Annotated in this window: 18 protein-coding genes; 4 read left to right on the forward strand and 14 right to left on the reverse strand. The window is 35.2% G+C overall.

Going from position 1 to position 18,149, the window contains the following annotated elements:
• Positions 1–257 precede the first annotated feature (257 nt).
• The 8 genes from G3A47_RS02280 to G3A47_RS02315 all read right to left on the reverse strand — a co-directional run bounded on the left by G3A47_RS02280 (position 258) and on the right by G3A47_RS02315 (position 8,040).
• Positions 258–2,633, reverse strand: coding sequence for a TonB-dependent receptor (locus G3A47_RS02280; RefSeq protein ID WP_166920010.1), 2,376 nt, complete (start codon positions 2,631–2,633; stop codon positions 258–260).
• Between the two features lie 62 nt (positions 2,634–2,695).
• Positions 2,696–3,283 carry a Crp/Fnr family transcriptional regulator gene (locus G3A47_RS02285; protein WP_166920012.1) on the reverse strand — a complete coding sequence of 196 codons (588 nt, stop codon included), beginning with the start codon at positions 3,281–3,283 and terminating at the stop codon, positions 2,696–2,698.
• A gap of 109 nt (positions 3,284–3,392) precedes the next feature.
• Positions 3,393–3,983 (reverse strand): NAD(P)H-dependent oxidoreductase, encoded by a 591-nt coding sequence (locus tag G3A47_RS02290; protein WP_166920014.1) that lies wholly within the window; start codon positions 3,981–3,983, stop codon positions 3,393–3,395.
• A gap of 92 nt (positions 3,984–4,075) precedes the next feature.
• Entirely contained in the window at positions 4,076–4,897 is an 822-nt protein-coding gene (locus G3A47_RS02295) for a helix-turn-helix transcriptional regulator (protein WP_166920016.1), read from the reverse strand.
• Between the two features lie 28 nt (positions 4,898–4,925).
• On the reverse strand, positions 4,926–5,624 hold the full coding sequence (lipB, locus tag G3A47_RS02300) for a lipoyl(octanoyl) transferase LipB (RefSeq protein ID WP_166920018.1): 699 nt from the start codon (positions 5,622–5,624) through the stop codon (positions 4,926–4,928).
• A gap of 6 nt (positions 5,625–5,630) precedes the next feature.
• Positions 5,631–6,386 carry a hypothetical protein gene (locus G3A47_RS02305; protein ID WP_166920020.1) on the reverse strand — a complete coding sequence of 252 codons (756 nt, stop codon included), beginning with the start codon at positions 6,384–6,386 and terminating at the stop codon, positions 5,631–5,633.
• 90 nt (positions 6,387–6,476) lie between these two features.
• The gene (locus G3A47_RS02310; RefSeq protein ID WP_166920022.1) at positions 6,477–7,280 is read right to left on the reverse strand and encodes a hypothetical protein; all 804 of its coding nucleotides are present in this window, start codon (positions 7,278–7,280) and stop codon (positions 6,477–6,479) included.
• Positions 7,281–7,311: 31 nt separating this feature from the next.
• Entirely contained in the window at positions 7,312–8,040 is a 729-nt protein-coding gene (locus G3A47_RS02315; RefSeq protein ID WP_166920024.1) for a hypothetical protein, read from the reverse strand.
• A 300-nt stretch (positions 8,041–8,340) separates the two neighbouring features.
• On the opposite strand from G3A47_RS02315, the gene lysS reads away from it, so the two are divergent.
• The 3 genes from lysS to G3A47_RS02330 all read left to right on the forward strand — a co-directional run bounded on the left by lysS (position 8,341) and on the right by G3A47_RS02330 (position 10,664).
• Positions 8,341–10,044, forward strand: coding sequence for a lysine--tRNA ligase (lysS, locus tag G3A47_RS02320; RefSeq protein WP_166920026.1), 1,704 nt, complete (start codon positions 8,341–8,343; stop codon positions 10,042–10,044).
• A gap of 99 nt (positions 10,045–10,143) precedes the next feature.
• Entirely contained in the window at positions 10,144–10,377 is a 234-nt protein-coding gene (locus tag G3A47_RS02325; RefSeq protein WP_166920028.1) for a hypothetical protein, read from the forward strand.
• Positions 10,362–10,664, forward strand: a complete 303-nt coding sequence (locus G3A47_RS02330; RefSeq protein WP_166920029.1) for a type II toxin-antitoxin system RelE/ParE family toxin — start codon at positions 10,362–10,364, stop codon at positions 10,662–10,664. Before G3A47_RS02325 ends, G3A47_RS02330 begins: the two co-directional genes overlap by 16 nt.
• A 57-nt stretch (positions 10,665–10,721) precedes the next feature.
• Here G3A47_RS02330 and G3A47_RS02335 read toward each other — a convergent pair whose 3' ends face one another.
• Positions 10,722–11,324: a hypothetical protein gene (locus tag G3A47_RS02335; protein WP_166920031.1), complete on the reverse strand. Its 603-nt coding sequence runs from the start codon at positions 11,322–11,324 to the stop codon at positions 10,722–10,724.
• 309 nt (positions 11,325–11,633) lie between these two features.
• Between G3A47_RS02335 and G3A47_RS02340 the strand changes: the two genes are divergently transcribed.
• On the forward strand, positions 11,634–12,068 hold the full coding sequence (locus G3A47_RS02340; RefSeq protein ID WP_166920033.1) for a hypothetical protein: 435 nt from the start codon (positions 11,634–11,636) through the stop codon (positions 12,066–12,068).
• 41 nt (positions 12,069–12,109) lie between these two features.
• Here the strand turns inward: G3A47_RS02340 and G3A47_RS02345 are convergent, their stop codons facing one another.
• The 5 genes from G3A47_RS02345 to G3A47_RS02365 form a co-directional block, all read right to left on the reverse strand.
• The gene (locus G3A47_RS02345) at positions 12,110–14,587 is read right to left on the reverse strand and encodes a zinc-dependent metalloprotease (protein ID WP_166920035.1); all 2,478 of its coding nucleotides are present in this window, start codon (positions 14,585–14,587) and stop codon (positions 12,110–12,112) included.
• Positions 14,588–14,768: 181 nt separating this feature from the next.
• The gene (hemL, locus tag G3A47_RS02350) at positions 14,769–16,055 is read right to left on the reverse strand and encodes a glutamate-1-semialdehyde 2,1-aminomutase (RefSeq protein ID WP_166920037.1); all 1,287 of its coding nucleotides are present in this window, start codon (positions 16,053–16,055) and stop codon (positions 14,769–14,771) included.
• A gap of 47 nt (positions 16,056–16,102) precedes the next feature.
• A complete protein-coding gene (locus G3A47_RS02355; protein ID WP_166920039.1) occupies positions 16,103–16,360 on the reverse strand; it encodes a hypothetical protein in 258 nt (85 codons plus the stop codon).
• Complete coding sequence (locus tag G3A47_RS02360; protein ID WP_166920041.1) at positions 16,361–17,260, reverse strand: glucosaminidase domain-containing protein; 900 nt, start codon at positions 17,258–17,260, stop codon at positions 16,361–16,363.
• Positions 17,253–18,149, reverse strand: coding sequence for a 1-aminocyclopropane-1-carboxylate deaminase/D-cysteine desulfhydrase (locus G3A47_RS02365; protein ID WP_166920043.1), 897 nt, complete (start codon positions 18,147–18,149; stop codon positions 17,253–17,255). Before G3A47_RS02365 ends, G3A47_RS02360 begins: the two co-directional genes overlap by 8 nt.

The following is an 18,149-nucleotide window of genomic DNA, read 5'->3' on the forward strand; positions in this document are numbered from 1 at the left end:
TGGGTACAATTAATAAAATTATACTTAACACATAGAAACATAGGCTATATCTATAAAAAAGAGTACAAAAAGAGAAACACATTTCTATCACATAGTTAATCTATGAGGTTTTAAATAAGTGAAATGCCTTTTTTCGCTCTCAAAACTATATTTCTATGTGTTAAAAAAAAATTACATCCAACAGCTGACTATCCCTAAAACTAAAAATGGAAGCAAAAAAGTTTTTGCTTCCATTTTTTTATACCTGCTAAAAAATTTTAAAATTGAAATTTATATCCGAAATCCGGTGAAAATCCAATTTGATCTTTTTGATTAACACTATTGGTCAATCGGTTGTATTCTTTAGTAAAAATATTGGTATGATTGGTTACGTTTTGAAAATCGATATAGAACTGATGAAACCTTTTTTTCGTTTTGCTGTTGAATTTGATTCCAAACTTAATATCCAACCTCAAATACGGATCGTACTGTTTGCTAAAGGCATGAGCATCATCTCTGATTTCATAACCCGCATCGTTTGATGCTACTAAATCGACCGGTGTATAATAACGTCCGCCTGCAGTGGTAAACTTGGTATCAATTGAGAAAACATTTTTCTTCGCCTTTCCAATTCTAAATTCTTTTCCGCCTAAAAGATTAATTACATAACCATTATTAAACGGAGAATTTCGCTCGATGCCATCACTGCCTTTATATTTGCTCTCAAAAAACGAGCTGGTAAATAAAGCATAATATCCTTCACTAAAGAATTTTTCGACCGTAAATTCGATTCCCTGATTGTGTCCTTTTCCTCTACTGATCAGCGAAGTTTTATCAATTGAATAACCAAAGTCTGCTCCTTCCGTTAAGGAAGAATAACTACTTGGAAAAGACTGTACAGCCGCTTTATTAATATCCTGATAATACACCTCTACTTTTCCTCTCCATTTTTTAGCCAATCGCACATCGTAGCCTAAGACATAATGTTTACTCTCTACTAAATCCAGATTTTTATTTGTCTGTACCTGATTTCCACCTACAAATTCATTCAGGAACAAAATAGGAGCCGGCACACTTTGGTGATGTATTCCAAAACCAAAACTAAATGTGTTTCGGGGATTTACTGCATAAGATAAAGCTGTTCTGGGCTCAAAAGCAAATTCTTTATTGATCGAAAAATACTGCCCGTGAATACCTGCATTAAAAGTCAGCTTTTCGGTCAATCGAAACTGCCCTTGAGCAAAAGGCTGAATAATATTGTAACTGCCATTATTATCGATAACCTGAACAAAATCAGCATATCCATCCCCATCTGAATCTTGCTGCCTGTCGCGGGAAGCCATTTTGGCATCGAGATTATAATGTTCAAAAAGCAAACCCGCTCTGAATGTTGTTTTCTTGTTTATTTTAGAATTAAACAAAGTTGAAAACGTAACTCTGTTTTCGGAATTCTTGATGTCTGTGAAGCGCAATTTGTTTTCATTAGGCGTTTGAAAACCATAATAGCGGTCATTTCGGTAGGAGTTCTCGGCATTAGACGCGCCAATAATCGTTTTTAAATAGGATCGTTCTCCAAGTTCTAAATTATGTTTTACTCCCAAAGAGGCGAATCCGGACTTCACAAAAGCATCCTCATCCTGCGCTGCAAAAGGGTCTTCCTTATCTATTTTACTCCCTAAAAAATCAATATCTGAAGTCCCGTAAATTCCGAAAACAGAAAAGTTTCCAATTTTGCTTTTCCCCAAATCAACATTAAAACTAATATCCTGATAATTAGGTTGCGCATCTGTTCCTGCCAATCCCAAAACACCTACAAAACCATATCTGGCCGAAGCCAAAAATGAACCTCCCTTTTTTCCTAATGGCCCCTCGGCCATAAACTCTACACCGGGATAAGCCCCTGCACTAATCATATACTCATAATTATCGGGATTCCCTTTTCGGAAACTAAGATCAAAAACACCACTGATCGCGTTACCATACTCAGCGGGAAAAGCTGAAGTCAGAAAGTCAGAATTAGCTAAAAGATTGGGATTTAATGCCGAAATTGGACCTCCGGTTGTTCCCAAGGTCGAAAAGTGATTTGGACTCGGAACGGGCATACCTTCTATTCGCCACAACATTCCCGACGGGGAATTTCCGCGAACTACAATATCGTTTCGACTATCATCTCCTGTAGAAACTCCGGCAAAATTAGAAACCAGACGGGCAACATCGCTTCTTCCTCCGGCATATCGATTTACCTCTTCGGTAGTAAATTGTTTGGTTGAAACTAATGCCATTTTGTTGATTGCTTTGGCTTTGCCGGAACCTGAAGAGACCACGATTTCGTCTAGCGTATTAAACTTTTCAGTCATCGAGATAGTCAGCAAATTATCTTTTCCGGTAGTTACATCAAGATCCGAAACGGAAGTATTTTCGTAACCCGTAAAACTGATTGTCAGATTTTGTCTTCCAATCGGAATATTCAATAATTTAAAGTTACCATTACTATCCGTTACCGCTTCAATACTTTCATTTCCAACTAAAGAAACAACAGCTCCAACTAAAGGTTTTTCAGATTGTTTGTCAATTATTTTTCCTTTTACAGCTCCGGTTTGAGCATAAGAAACAAGGCCAAAAAGACCAAAAATAATCAGGAATATACGTTTCATTTTTATTTTGCTTTACAGTTATTAAAGCAAAAATAGAGCGGCGAAATTTCTTAAAAATTGACTTAAGTTAAGATTTTACTATTAAGTGTTAATCGGGTTCTGATCCGGCTTAAACTCTCGGGTTTTATCCCCAAATAACTGGCAATATGCTTTAAAGAAACTCTCTCTACCACTTTGGGGCAATATTTAATAAATTTCAAGTAACGCTCCTCATGCGACAACAATGACATCGCCATATTCCTTCCTGTTAACCCTTTTATCGTTCTTTCCATCATGACACGCAAAAAAGAATTAAAAACCGGATATTCTGCTACCAATTTCTCAAAATCATGTTTGTATGCCAAATAAAACACACAATCTTCCAGAGCCTCAATATTTATTCTCGATGGTTTACCGTATAAAAAACTTTCAAAATCCGAATACCAATCATTCTCAAAGAAAAAATTTCCTGTAGATTCTACTCCATCAACCAAATAATAATAACGAATACAACCTTCCGCGACAAAAACTCCGAAATTACAAACTTCGCCTTCCACTAAAAGATGCTGGTTTTTTTTAACTTTTTTTAGTCTAAGTATATTTCTAAAAGCGATACTTTCTGTCTCATTAAACTCCATAAATCGCGATAGATCTGTGATTACATTTTGCATACTTTCTTAGGTTTTAGAAATAATAATTGGTTTTTAGGTCTCTAAAAAAGATAACTAAAATTATTTAAAAAAATTGTCTTAAATCACTATTAAACAGAAATATAACAAATTAGACTGCTATTGTATTTTCTATTAAAAGAGATTTTAACTGACTCTCCCATTCCGCAACATTCTCCAAAGTGGCTCTGTCTGATTTATCAAAATAAAAATGTTGTTGAATTTCAAGTCCGCAATACGTAAAAACCCCTGTATCAGAAGTTAAGGCCAAAGCTTTATCCATTCCTATTGCCTCATACTCTGCTTTCGATTTTCCATGTGAATTTACAATAATTGCCTTCTTCCCGGTAAACAATCCCTTCTGAACTCCCTGATCGTATCGGTAAGCAAATCCATAACTAAAAACGCGATCAATATATCCTTTCATTATTGCCGGCATTCCCGCCCACCAAATCGGATAAACAAAAATGATCTGATCTGCCCAGCTTATAAAATCCTGCTCTTTTTGCACTTCTAAGGCCACTTTCCCTGTTCGTTGTCCCTTTATGTCTTCTAAAGAAAGAACGGGGTTAAAATCGATCTGATTTAAATCGCGAACCTCAACCTCCTGCCCTGATTCCTGAAGACTTTCGACAATAACCTGTTTAAAAAAATGATTTAAACTATCTGAATTTGGATGTGCATAAATGATTAAATTTCTCATGTTTTCTATGTTTTTAAGATTGAACATGACAAATGTAGAGGAGAAGAAGGAGTACCAATTGTAAGAAAACGAAAAGCGGAATTTGATAAAAATTATTTGGCCTTAAAACCGCAAATATCCTGCTGGAATTTTAAGAATTTTGTTGGCGAAATATTCATATAATATTTAAAATCATGAATAAGCTGACTTTGATCGTAATAGCTACATTCTTCTACAATGGCAAGCCAGTCTACTTTTTCGGTAGTCTCCCCACTTTTTTGAATGTGCTCAACCGCTTTTAAAAAACGTTCGTAACGATTGATTTCTTTGATAGTATAACCAAAAGATTTCTTTTGATTGAGCTGAATGTTACGTTCTGTCTGATTGGTTTTGGATGCAATTGCTTTTATTGGGTTTAATGCCTGCTCTTTAAAATCAGCTAAAAGCATCGCAATTTCATTTTGTTTTTTTAAGTAAGGTTTGCAAAACGCCAAGATATAAGTTACACGATCTTTCACATCGGGAATTCGCTGCAACTCTTCCCATAAAACGGTAAAACAATTGTCGGAAATTAAAACATCCGGATGTATGGGCGAAGAATTTTTCGCAAGCACTTTTCCGAAGAATCTATAAAATGCATCTTCTTTAAAATTGGCAACAAGAATCTCAGAATCTGGAGCCAAAGTATAATCAAAAGCCTGTTTTATAGGTCCTAAAACAAGACATTTTTCGGTTTCAAGAGTATTATTTTGCTGTGACTTTAAAGAGACTTTTGCACCGAAAATAAACACCAGTATAGTCTGAAAGCCGGGCATTAAAGTTTTCGTTACAGGATGCTCTGTTTTGTTTTCTGCAAAATAAAAATGAGAAAAAACAGATTGAAATTCTGAAGGAACAGCCATTTTATAATTGTTGTTTTCTTCAGAATTTCTCATCTTTTTTTCTCTTTAAAATAGTATAGTATTAAATAAATTCGGTTTCAAACAAAGTAGTCAGATGTTTTAAGATTTTCGCTTTCACTTCCGCTTCATCGACTTTCTCCACGCCTAATTCTACGTTTAAAGAAGTGACCCCTTTTCCGCGAATTCCACATGGAATAATATTATCAAAATACCCTAAATCCACATTGACATTTAAGGCAAATCCGTGCATGGTAACCCAACGTGAAGCGCGCACACCAAGTGCACAAATTTTTCGCGCAAACGGAGTTCCAACATCTAACCAGACTCCGGTTTCTCCATCACTGCGCCCGGATTTCAAACCATATTCTGCCAATGTCAAAATAACAGATTCCTCCAGAAAACGCAAGTATTTATGGATATCGGAAAAGAAATTCTCCAGATCTAAAATCGGATAACCCACAATCTGACCGGGTCCGTGATAGGTGATGTCACCACCACGATTGATTTTGTAAAACGTTGCTCCTTTAGCTTCCAATTGTTTTTCGTTTAGCAGCAAATTTTCAAAATCGCCACTTTTACCCAAAGTGTACACATGCGGGTGCTCTACAAAAAGCAAATAATTTGGCGTCGGCAAATCGAGTTCTTCCCTTCTGTTTCTGATCTTTAAATCGACAATACCTTTAAAAAGCTCTTCCTGATATTCCCAAGTCGCTTTATAATCTTTGCTTCCTAAATCTTGAAGTTGAATTTTTTTATTCATTTTATATTATTTTTCAAACTCAACCTCGAAGTTCAGTTTTTCAGGATTCTCCATATAATCCGTAAAAGGGTATTGAATGGTAATTGTTTTTCGATCTTCACTAAATAAGGCATCCGGATTGGATACTTTTTTAATCTTTTTCGGAAAATGATATTTTAAAATGTAATTAGAGGATGAGAAAATCATTTTAGACATGTCTGTAGCACTGTCTTTTACTACTGCTGCTAATTTTTGCTTATCGATTATAGCTTTACGAATAAACTTTTTCCCGTCGTAAGAATAACTTAATTTACTGTTATTGTTCCCAAAATCACTTCCAAAAGGAGTTGCAGCGGCTCCGCCTTTCTCTAACTTCTGAAAGGTTCCTAACGTTTGTAATATATCCTGTAACTCACTTACATTTTTGAAATCATTCGAAAATGTCATCAAAAACTCTTTTTTTTCCGGGCTCATTTTAGTGCGAACTACAAAATTTTCTAATTTTTTCAACTCTTTCTGCGTTTCCGGAGAAAGCTTCGCAATACTGTCTTTTTTAGCTTCAAATAACTGTTTGAAAGTAAAGGAAGAATCGATCTCTTTTTTAGCCTCCGCTCCCATTTGACTTCCTATTTGATCACCTGCCATAGCCATTAAAGAAGAACCGTCGAGATCTACAGAAAATTTCCCGGTGCCATTGTCATTTACATAAATATTTTCTGTGAAAGTACAACTTGTAAGTGTTGCCAATAAAAAAGAAAAACTAAGTAATTTGTATAATTTCATTGTGGTTTATTTTTTATCAAAGATACGAAGTCTAATTTGAATTGCTCTGTCGTTTAATTCTTGATTTTTTTATCGGTTTTAAAGCGAAAGCTATTGTTCGAATTCGACTTTAAAGCCAAAATCTGCGCTGCTGTTTTGAGGGTCCTGTAACGGAATTTCAACAACAAAACTTTTTCTGTCCTGCGCTATTACGGCATTTTTAATTGAAATTGTTTTAATTTTTTTCGGAAAATGATATTCGGCAACATATTTACACTCTTTAAACATATCTTCCATTTTTTTTGAGAACGGATCATCTGCTTTTTCTTTCTTTTTTTCTTTTTTCTTCTTATTATTTTTACTCTCTTTAGATGGAGTAACTGTTTTAATAAAAACCTTACCGTCATAAAAAACAGTCGTGTTAGATTTCTCTTCCGGTTTAGGCACAGCACTCAGAGCTCCCAATCTTTTTTTATCTGTCAATGCCAGGGCTTCTAATCCTTCAGCAGGAGAGGTAAGATTCTGAAAACCGCTCATACTTGGAAAATCAAATGCCAAGGTATATTCGAACTGCTTTTTTTCTTCGTTAATATTGATACTAACTTTAAAATTCTCCAATACTTTAAGTTGCTCTTTTTCTTTCTTCAGAGCCTCGATTTTTTCTTTGTCCGCAGTGGGTGATTTGGCAATACTGTCTTCTATTTTATTTAGTACGTCTTTGAAAGTAAAAGAGGTGTCGACTACTTTTTGAACTTTTGTTGAATCCGTCTTTTTTAGCCCCATTTTAAACATGGGAGACATATCGAATCCGTACGAAAAAGTTCCTGAACCATCTTCATTCATAACCATTTTTTCCTTAAGCGTACAACTCGTCATAGCGAAAACGACAAATAAACAAATCACAATTTTTCTCATATTCTTATTCTATATATTTATTAAATTAATTTTATTTTTCAATGACTATTTCAAGATTTGACAGTTCAGGATTTTGCAGACAATCCGAAAGCTGTAAAACCAGCTTTAATGACTTTTTATCAGGGCTGACAATTGCCTTTTCATTAGAAACCGATTTTATTTCCCGGGGAAAATGATACTCCAGCGTATAGGTTTGTACTAATTTAAAACCGGAATTTTTTGTTTTAAACTTCTCAACCTGCTCTTGTTTTTTCTTTAACTCCTCCGGGTTTGTAATTTTTACAACTCTTTTAAAAGTAGTCCCGTCAAAAGTAAAACTCACATGGTAATAATGTTCCTCAGCACTTAATGCATAGTTATGTTTCAAATCATCAGCATATTCAGTCGTTTTATGTAAATCCGGAATAGCTTCTACTTTGCTAAAATTATAGGTAAATGTGTTTTTGACTTCTTTCTCGAAAGAACTTTCTTTGAGATGTACTTTAACCCCCTTGTACTGATTAAAAATAGCTTTTTCAGAAGCAGGAAGTTTAGCAAAATTCTCAGCATATTTTGTGATATAATCCTGAAAAACATAAGTAGTATCCCGAAATATTTCTTCTTTTGAATACTGTTCACCTGCCAATTGCATATAACTGTGCTCGTCACGAATTGCTGTGGTTTCTATCGTACCGCTTCCGTCCTGGTTTAGATTTATGGTTTCGGTAATCTGGCAACTTAAAAGAAGAAATAGTCCCAAAAAGGCAAGTAATTTTGTCATTTTTTTTAAAAGGCTCTGAGGTTTTGAGGTGCTAAGGTACTGAGTTTTTTAGTTGAATTCTTTTCAATTGTTTTATATTTTGTTTATGACATAAGTAACTAAATTTCTGGTTTAGCCCCGATAGCAGCGGCATCCTTTTTCCGGCTTCTTTAGCCGGGAAAAGATACAGCGAATAGCGGGACAAAAGGCTCTGAAAAACCGGATTATGCTGCTTCTGAAAAAACTGGAATTATTTTCAAAATTTGAAAGTGTCATTTTTTCAAAATTAACTATCTTTGCACACTTAAAAAACAGTATATAATGGCCTTATCTGAACAAGAAATCATCCGAAGAGAAAAACTTCAAAACTTACGCAACTTAGGAATCAATCCTTATCCTGCTAATCTTTTTCCTGTAAATCATACTTCAAAGCAAATAAAGGAGTCATTTGAAGAAGGTAAAAAGGTGATCGTTGCCGGACGTTTGATGAGTGTGAGAGATCAGGGAAAAGCTTGTTTTGCCGAATTGCAGGATAGCGAAGGACGTATACAATTGTACGTAAATCGTGATGTTTTATGCGAAGGTGACGACAAAACTTTATACAATACGGTTTTTAAAAAATTGACCGATTTGGGAGATTTTATTGGTATTGAAGGAGAATTGTTTACTACTAAAGTGGGTGCGCAATGTATTCGTGTAGACGGATTTACTTTTTTGAGTAAAACATTACGTCCGCTTCCTTTACCAAAAACAGATGAAGACGGAAATGTACACGATGCTTTTAATGATGCTGAATTGCGTTATAGAATGCGTTACGTAGATTTGACGGTAAACCAAAATGTAAAAGAAACTTTTGTAAAACGTACGAAATTGTTTAACGCAATGCGTGACTTTTTTAACGGTGCGGGTTATCTTGAGGTTGAAACTCCGGTTTTACAACCCATTGCCGGTGGTGCTGCGGCTCGTCCGTTTATCACACACCATAATTCGCTTGACATTCCGCTTTACATGCGTATTGCAAACGAATTGTATTTAAAAAGATTAATCGTTGGTGGATTTGAAGGTGTTTATGAGTTTTCTAAAAACTTCCGTAACGAAGGAATGGACAGAACACATAACCCGGAATTTACCGCTATGGAAATATATGTAGCCTACAAAGACTACAACTGGATGATGAACTTTGCCGAAGATCTTCTGGAGCATTGTGCTGTTGCTGTTAATGGCAGCTCTGACGTAGTTTTTGGAGAACATACCATTAACTTTAAAGCGCCTTATGCTCGTGTTACCATGACTGATTCTATCAAACATTTTACCGGTTTTGATATTTCGGGTAAATCGGAAGAGGAACTTTACGAGGCTGCAAGAGGAATGGGGATTGACGTTGATAAAACAATGGGGAAAGGAAAATTGATTGATGAAATTTTTGGAGCAAAATGTGAAGGAAATTACATCCAACCAACTTTCATTACTGATTATCCTAAAGAAATGTCTCCGTTGTGTAAAGAACACCGCGACAATCCTGAGTTAACAGAGCGTTTTGAGTTAATGATTTGTGGTAAAGAAGTAGCAAATGCTTATTCTGAATTAAACGATCCAATTGATCAAAGAGAGCGTTTTGAAGACCAAATGCGTTTGTCTGAAAAAGGAGATGACGAAGCAAACGGAATTATCGATGAAGATTTCTTAAGAGCTCTTGAATATGGTATGCCACCAACTTCAGGAATGGGAATTGGAATGGACCGTTTGATGATGTATCTGACTAATAATGTGTCTATTCAGGAGGTTTTATTGTTCCCGCAGATGCGTCCGGAGAAAAAACTGGCTCAGATTGAATTATCTGATGAAGAAAAAGTGATTATTACTTTATTAAAAGGTAACGAGAATAAAATGGAATTAGCCCAACTTAAAGTTGCTGCCAATTTAAGCGGTAAAAAATGGGATGCCTCCATGAAAAATTTATCTAAACATAGTTTGACCAAAGTTGCCGTTGAAGGTGAATTTAAAATGGTGGAATTGGTAGAATAGTTTTTTATTTAAATATAAATTCAAACCCGACAGGTTTTAAAAATCTGTCGGGTTTTTTATTAATTTTATCTACCTTTGATTATTCAAAATCAAATCGTTATGAACACTTCAGAGATTAAACTTGAAATATTTAACAAGTTAAAAAACATCGAAGATATATGTCTACTGGAAAAGATCAGAAATATTCTAAAAAGCGCAGATCCTTCCGAAACCTATCAGCTCGAAGACTATGAAATTGATATGCTGAATGAAAGTGAAGAAGATTTAAAATACAACAGAGTCATATCACAAGAAGATTTGGACAAAGAAGATTTAGAGTGGCTCTCAAAATAAAATGGACTGCTACTGCTGTCCTTCAAAGAAGAAAAATATTAATTTATTGGACTAAAAGAAACAAATCAACTTCTTACTCGAGAAAACTAATTGTAGAAATTTCGAACAGGACACTTTTTCTCGCTAATAACCCCGAGACTTTTATTCAAACGACTATTTCTGATATTCGAACATCAACTTTGGGGCATTACAATATTTTCTACAAAACAACTTCGGATGAATTGATTATAATGGCTTTTTGGGATAATCGTCAAAATCCGAAAGTACTAAAAAAACTTTTAAAATAATTTTTTATACGATTTAAACCGACAGGTTTTAAAAACCTGTCGGGTTTATTTTTTATTTTAAAACGAATATTTCTCCAACTTCCCGGAGTCAATATCCAAAATTTTATAAGCGCCTTCTGGAGTTTTTCCTTTCCAAACTTCCTGAACTGAAGGATTTGAAGGGTATTTACCGTTTTTCATTTTTACGAGATGAACTGCATTGCCACTGCTAACGATAAGATCCTGAAATTTTTCTGAAGAAGTCGATGCTGTAACAATTGGATAATTCGTTACTGTAAAATAGGTAATTACACTTCCGTCATTATTCAGAATATAACCCGAACAACCACCACTCCCACAAAAATAAGAATTGGAAAAACCAACAAAGTACTCGTTCTTCTTATCGTTATTTAAATCAAAAGCATCGTAATAAAAGAATCTATCCTCTTTTGTCATCACGTTAAGATCTTTTTTCAATAAGACCAAAAGTTGCTTTCTGATCATTTCAACTGCTTTATCATCTTTCGCAGGAACATCTCCCACAGCAGCAGAACCCGTTGCCGTTTTTGATAATGTATCTTCTGCAATTGTTTTAACGATATTTTCCTTCACTTGTTTTTCTTTATTCTGACAAGAATACAGCACCAGAATCGTACAGGCAATTAAGATTTTATTTCTCATATCTATATTTTTAAATTAACAATACTCGATTAAAAGCCAGTAAATACTAGATTTTAAATCTTAAAAACGACCATATTCTTGTTATTATTTCAAGCAACCTCAAAAATTATTTTGTTACCACTTAAACATTCTGGCATCAATCTATTGTTTATTTACAATCATAAATTTAATAATTAATCCCGTACTTTCTCAAAACATCCCCTTAAATCAATAAACCCTAACTTGTTAAATAAACCCTAATTATTTGCATTCCATTAAACCTAATAAATCTTATAAAGTCTAATGGGTATAACCTTTAAAAAACAAATTATGAAAAAATTACTTATCGCAGCTTTATTATTCGTCGGAATGATAAGCTTTGCACAAGATGCGGATCAATCGTCTAAGCCACAAAGAGAAAAAATGACTCCTGAACAACGTAACGACAAACAGTTAAAAAAACTAACATCGGAACTGAATCTGGATGCGAATCAACAAACTCAGGTAAAACAACTTTTAGCAGACAGAAGTGCCAAAGCACAAAGTTTTAAAGAAGAACGCCAGGCAAAAAAAGACAGCAACATGAAACGGACAGCAGAAGAAAAAGCCGCTTTCAGAAAACAAATGAAAGACGAAGTTGATGCCAATGACGCCAAAATGAAATCGATTCTAAACGCCGACCAATACTCCAAATGGAAAGCAATACAAGAAGAAAACAAGGAAAAATTTAAAGAAAAAAGAAAAGAAAGAAGAGAGAATCAATAATAAAAAAAGAGGCTTAAAAGCCTCTTTTTTTGTTCTCAAATCTATTTTACTGGATTAAATATCAAATCAATTCTTTTGATACAATCTTCATAATGATATTTTGTTTCTGTATTCCCAGCTGTTGCTTTTGCTACCGAAAGCGTTTTTCTTAACGCACTTAATTCACCACGAACTAAAGACCTAAGATCAGACTGAGACACATTATAGTATACTGTTGATCTATCTGTTGGTTTAATTTCTTCGGTCATCAAATACCCCATTCGGTCAATGAAAGCACGTTGTAAATTTCTTCTGTAAATCGTTACATTAGCTGCTGTACCCGCTTCTTTCCAAATTCCTTTGCGCATGTCTTTAAAAAAGTCTAAAGCCTTGTAAGTATCGGCACCCAGGATTTCATTGTCCATTAACCTTCCGATACGTCCTAAACTAAGCAAACTGTTCAACTGTCTAACCTGTATCCCTCTAAATCTTTCTGTATAACCTGCAAAATCTGTATTTTTAAGCGTATTTACATTTACAATCCATGTTGGAGAAGCAAAAGCGTTTGCCTGAAGCCAGTTCATTGCTTCTATTTGTTTTGCTTTTGGAACTACCTCATAAACATTCCCTGACTGATTTGGATTTTTAGTATTCTCATAAACACCTCCAACATTGGTAACCACATGCCCTACATAACGACTCCAAACATCTAACAATTCTTTATACAATTCATCTAAATCATCATAATTATTAGTAACAGTACTGGTCCATTCATTCAAATGAGCTGCCACAAATTCCAGGTTTTTCATTCCGTACGTGCTTGCTTTCATCGAATTGTTACCCACATCTTCTGTCTGGGAAGAAGGGTCGAATGAACTGCTTTGTTTCCCGTACTTATAAACCGGATTTCCTGCTTTTTCCAGAATCCATTTGTCTAAGGTAGGTAGTTCCGCTTCTGATGTTTTTGCATTAGGAATGACTCTGTACCCCCAATTTAATGCATAGTGATCGTAATCTCCCATTTTACGGATAAAACGAATATTTTTATCTCCCGGTTGCGCAATATAGTTGTAACGAGCATAATCCATTATACTTGCTGCAATACCATTTTTCTGTGTAAAATCTCCATTTCTGTAGCTTTCGGTATCATAAGCACAACTTGCTCCCATATTATGCGGAAAACCTAATGCATGTCCTACTTCGTGCGCAATAACCATTCGCATCATTTCTCCCATTTCCTCATCACTCGTTTGCAATGTTCGTGCCGATGGGTTTGCAGCTCCTGTTTCAAGCAAATATCTGTTTCTGTACGAACGCAAATGATTGTGATACCAAATAACATCACTCTCTATTATTTCTCCCGTTCTAGGGTCTGAAACGCTTGGCCCTACCGCATTTCTTGTTGTACTGGCCACATAACGTATTACAGAATATCGAATATCTTCAGGGCTGAAATCGGGATCTTCCTCTTTTGTTGGAGCATCTTTGGCTATAATAGCATTTTTAAACCCGGCCGTTTCAAATGGTTTTTGCCATTCTTCGATTCCTTGTTTAATGTATTTTCTAAGTTTTTCCGGAGTTGCCGGATCCAAATAATATACAATTGGTTTTACCGGTTCAACCAATTCTCCTCTTGCATACGCTTCAGGGTCTTTAGGCTCCATTCTCCAACGACGAATGTAGGTTTTAAGATCTGATTTTAGTTCGTTGCTGCCGTAATCGTATTGACTCATAGTAAACCATCCCACTCTCGGATCTGCCAATCTTGGTTTCATTGGAACTTCCGGCAACAAAATCATAGATTGATTCATCTGAACACTAATCGATTCTGTTTCTTCCAGCATGGATGGCTTAGATGCATTATAAGTCATATCCTGAACCACCTCGATATTCATCGGAAAGCTCTTCATTGTGTTCACAAAACTTCTCGATTCGTCTAATCCTTTTACTTTGTAGGTTTCTCTCATTTCCGGAGATATACCACTAATTGCTTTTACATCAGTGCTGTAAAATTTAGTCACATCAATAACTACATTAGCTGAATCTTTGCTAAAAGAAACAATGTCAAAGGCAAATAAAGTAGGATTATAATTGTTTGCTTTAACCGAAATACTTATCGGTAAACTGTCGTTTGCAACAGCATTGTAAGACTTTGATTTAATCAAAATCTTATCCTGAAAACGTTGCCAAACGATAAGCTGTTCATTTGTTTCTGAACCGGCATTTACATAACCACCGCCCAAATTAGAAGGCATTTTAGACAACCTGCTTACTAAGAGCATGTCTTTATCTAAGTATTTATTCGGAATCTCAAAGTAGTATTTCTTATCGACTTTATGTACTGTAAAAAGCCCTTCATCAGAAACGGCATCTTTAGTAATGACTTTACTATACTCTTTAATAGTTGATTCCGACTTTTTTTCCGGTGGAGCAACTGCCGCTTCGCCTTTCTTAGATTTCTCTTTTTTGGATTGCGCAAATTGGCTTACAGGAAACAGTAAAAATACTGTTGTTGCAGCAAAAATGTAAAATTTCTTCATTAATGGTAAATTTAATAGTGATTTGATAAACAAAAATAATTTTTGATGATAATATTTAAGAATTAATATTTAGTTTAACTTTTAATTAACTGTTAAAAAATAAAATGTCATTCCAAAAAAAAGGCTTGACTTTAATTAAAAAGCCAAGCCTTATGGTATATTTCACTTCTAATACTATGGTTTAGAACGTCTTTGAAACCTTATCAATTGCCTGAATCGTAAAATCTAAATCCTCATAGGTTAAAGCATCGGTAATAAACCAGGTTTCATAAGCAGATGGCGCAATATAAACACCTTCCTGCACTAATCCATGGAAGAATTTTTTGAAAGTCTCGTTATCTCCCTTTGCTGCTGTTTGAAAATCCGTCACAGGGTTTGCATCAAAATGAACAGAGATCATTGATCCCACTCTGTTGATGGTAAACACTACATTATTAGCCTTTAAAACCTTATCGATTCCTGCTTCCAAATAAGCCGTTTTTTCTTCTAAACGATCAAAGATAGCACGATCATTATTTAATGACTGTAACATGGCCAATCCTGCAGCCATCGCCAAAGGATTTCCTGATAATGTTCCTGCCTGATAAACCGGACCAAGTGGCGCCAGATAATTCATAATTTCTTCACGTGCAGCGAAAGCCCCAACAGGCAAACCACCACCAATTACTTTTCCGAAAGTTACGATATCAGCATCGACCTTAAACAATTCCTGAACACCACCACGAGCCAAACGGAAGCCCGTCATCACCTCATCAAAAATTAATAAGATTCCGTTTGCGGTACATAACTCTCTCAAACCTTGCAAGAAACCATTTTGAGGAGGAATACATCCCATATTTCCGGCAACCGGCTCGATAATAATAGCTGCAATTTCGTTCTTATTGGCTTCGATTAAAGTCTTTACATTCTCTAAATCATTGTATTTTGCCAACAAAGTATCTTTTGCAGTTCCTTCTGTAACACCCGGACTATTTGGAGAACCAAAAGTCACAGCACCACTTCCGGCCTGAATCAAAAACGAGTCAGAGTGCCCGTGATAGCAACCCGCAAATTTTATAATTTTATCTCTTTTTGTAAATCCACGAGCCAGACGAATAGCACTCATACAAGCCTCTGTTCCGGAGTTTACAAAACGAATTTTATCAATATTCGGAACCATTGAAACAGCCAAAGCAGCAATTTCTGTTTCTAATTCAGTTGGCATTCCGAATGAAGTTCCTAATTTAGCTTTTTCAATTACGGCATCCACAACAGGCTGATGCGCATGACCTAAAATCATTGGCCCCCATGAATTGATATAATCGATTAATTTATTTCCATCCTCATCATACAAATAAGCACCTTTGGCACTTTTAACAAAAATTGGAGTTCCCCCAACGGCTTTAAAAGCGCGCACTGGCGAATTTACCCCTCCGGGAATTACTTTTTCTGCTTCAGCAAAAAGCTGACTACTTCTTTTATAAATCATATTTTAGATTTCTGAATTTAGATTTTAGATTGTTTTTTTGACTGTTCTTATAAACTTAAACTTTGCTCTTTTATAAACTCATCAAAATAATTTTGTTCGATTTGTTCTTCTTCTGAAAGTTCTTCAATTTTCCTATCTGACATTCCTAAAGGAGAATAAAACTTCCATTTCCAAGTTGGGCGATGTTTTATAAAAAAGTGATTCTCTGCAAATTCATCATGATTATAAACTCCGCAAAATAATCGTATACTTAAAATTAAGGCAAAAATAAAAACTGCAACTGAAATTTTCACTTTGATTGACAATTATTTCACTTTCAACTTCTGCCCTATCGAAAGCGCATTATCAGTAAGATTATTTTTTTGTTTTAAATCCTCAACCAATAAGTTGAATTTTTTGGAAATCGAATACAAAGTATCGCCTTTTTGCACTTCATATAAGGAAGGATCATTGGAGTTTGACCCCGAATTTGTATTGGAGTTTGCCGTAGAAGAAGAATTTCTCACCGGAGCCGATTTATTAAAAGGAGTATAGGCCTTACCGGTAACCTGACAATCGTATTGATGCAGATTGTAACGCTCGATATAACTGATTAATTTATCGGGATAATTAGGATCTGTAGCATAACCTGCTGCGCGTAATCCTTTTGCCCAGGCTTTATAATCGTCTTTTTCGTAAGTAAACAACGTAGCATATCTGTTTTTCCCAACTAAAAACAAAGCATGATCCCGATACGATTCTGAAGGTTCTGTATATTTTCTGAAACATTCCTGAGCCGAATCATCGTCATGACGAACACTGTCTCCCACCCAGTCTTTGTGACATTTTATTCCGAAATGATTATTTGCTTCCAAAGCCAGATCTCCCCTTCCTGCACCCGATTCTAAAATTCCCTGTGCCAGAATAATACTTGCCGGAATACCATATTTCTGCATATTACCTACCGCAATATCTTTGTATTGCAATACATAATTATTGATTAAATCGCTGGTGACAACAGTTTTTGAAGTAGACTGAATGACTTCGCTTGTGTTATTTTTGGAAAGGTTTTTCGCAATTGGTCTGGAACTAGGCGTTTTTCTTGTCGATGCCGTTCTCGGTCTTTGAATTTCTGCTGCTTTTTTAGTTGTTGCAATAACAGGTTTGCTGGAAGAACAGCTTGCCAACGCAGCAATCAGGAAGAGTATTATTATTTTCTTAAACATTCGTTTTTAGTATTGGTAATTTTTTCTGCTTTAATTTTAAATTCATTCCATCAATTCCCTGTAATCCTCCGGTGTGAATAAGCAAAATTTTTGAATGTGCGGGAAAATAGTTTTTATGAATTAAATCTATAACGCCAAAAACCATCTTTCCTGTATAAACCGGATCTAAAGGCACTTTATTTTCTTCAAAAAAAGCATTAATAAATTCAATTAACTCCAAATTTATCTTGCCATATCCTCCAAAATGATAGTCAGAAATTAAATCCCAGTTCTCATTTTTGACAAAAATACGAATTTCATCCTTTAAAAAATCACCTTTTAACGCCGGAAAGCCTAAAATTTTCTGATTCGGGGATGCACTATTTATCAATCCCGAAATAGTTCCGCCTGTCCCAACGGCACAACAAACATAATTAAAAGCAGTATCATCGGCAGTTAAAATCTCTTCACAGCCTTTTACAGCCAGCTCATTTGTACCTCCTTCCGGCACCAGATAGAAATCTCCAAATTGCTGTTTTAGGTTTTCTAAAAACAAAATTTCATTTTTATTCCGATAGTCTTCTCTGGAAACAAATTCAAATTGCATTCCGTTTTCCTGAGCAAATTTTAACGTTGGATTTTCTTCGATTTTATCCAAAAGTTCTTCTCCCCGAATAACTCCGATTGTTTTAAAACCCTGCTCTTTTCCGGCATAAGCAACCGCTGCAATATGATTGGAAAAAGCACCGCCAAAAGTCAATACTGTTCCTTGACCTTCAGCTTTTGCCTGAAGCAAATTGTATTTTAGTTTTCTAAATTTATTACCGGAAACAAACGGGTGTAGCAAATCTTCTCTTTTTATGGTCAAAGAAATACTATTTGGAAAATCGATATGAATTTGTTGATTCAA

Source organism: Flavobacterium poyangense (genome assembly GCF_011751075.1).
Lineage (GTDB): Bacteria > Bacteroidota > Bacteroidia > Flavobacteriales > Flavobacteriaceae > Flavobacterium > Flavobacterium poyangense.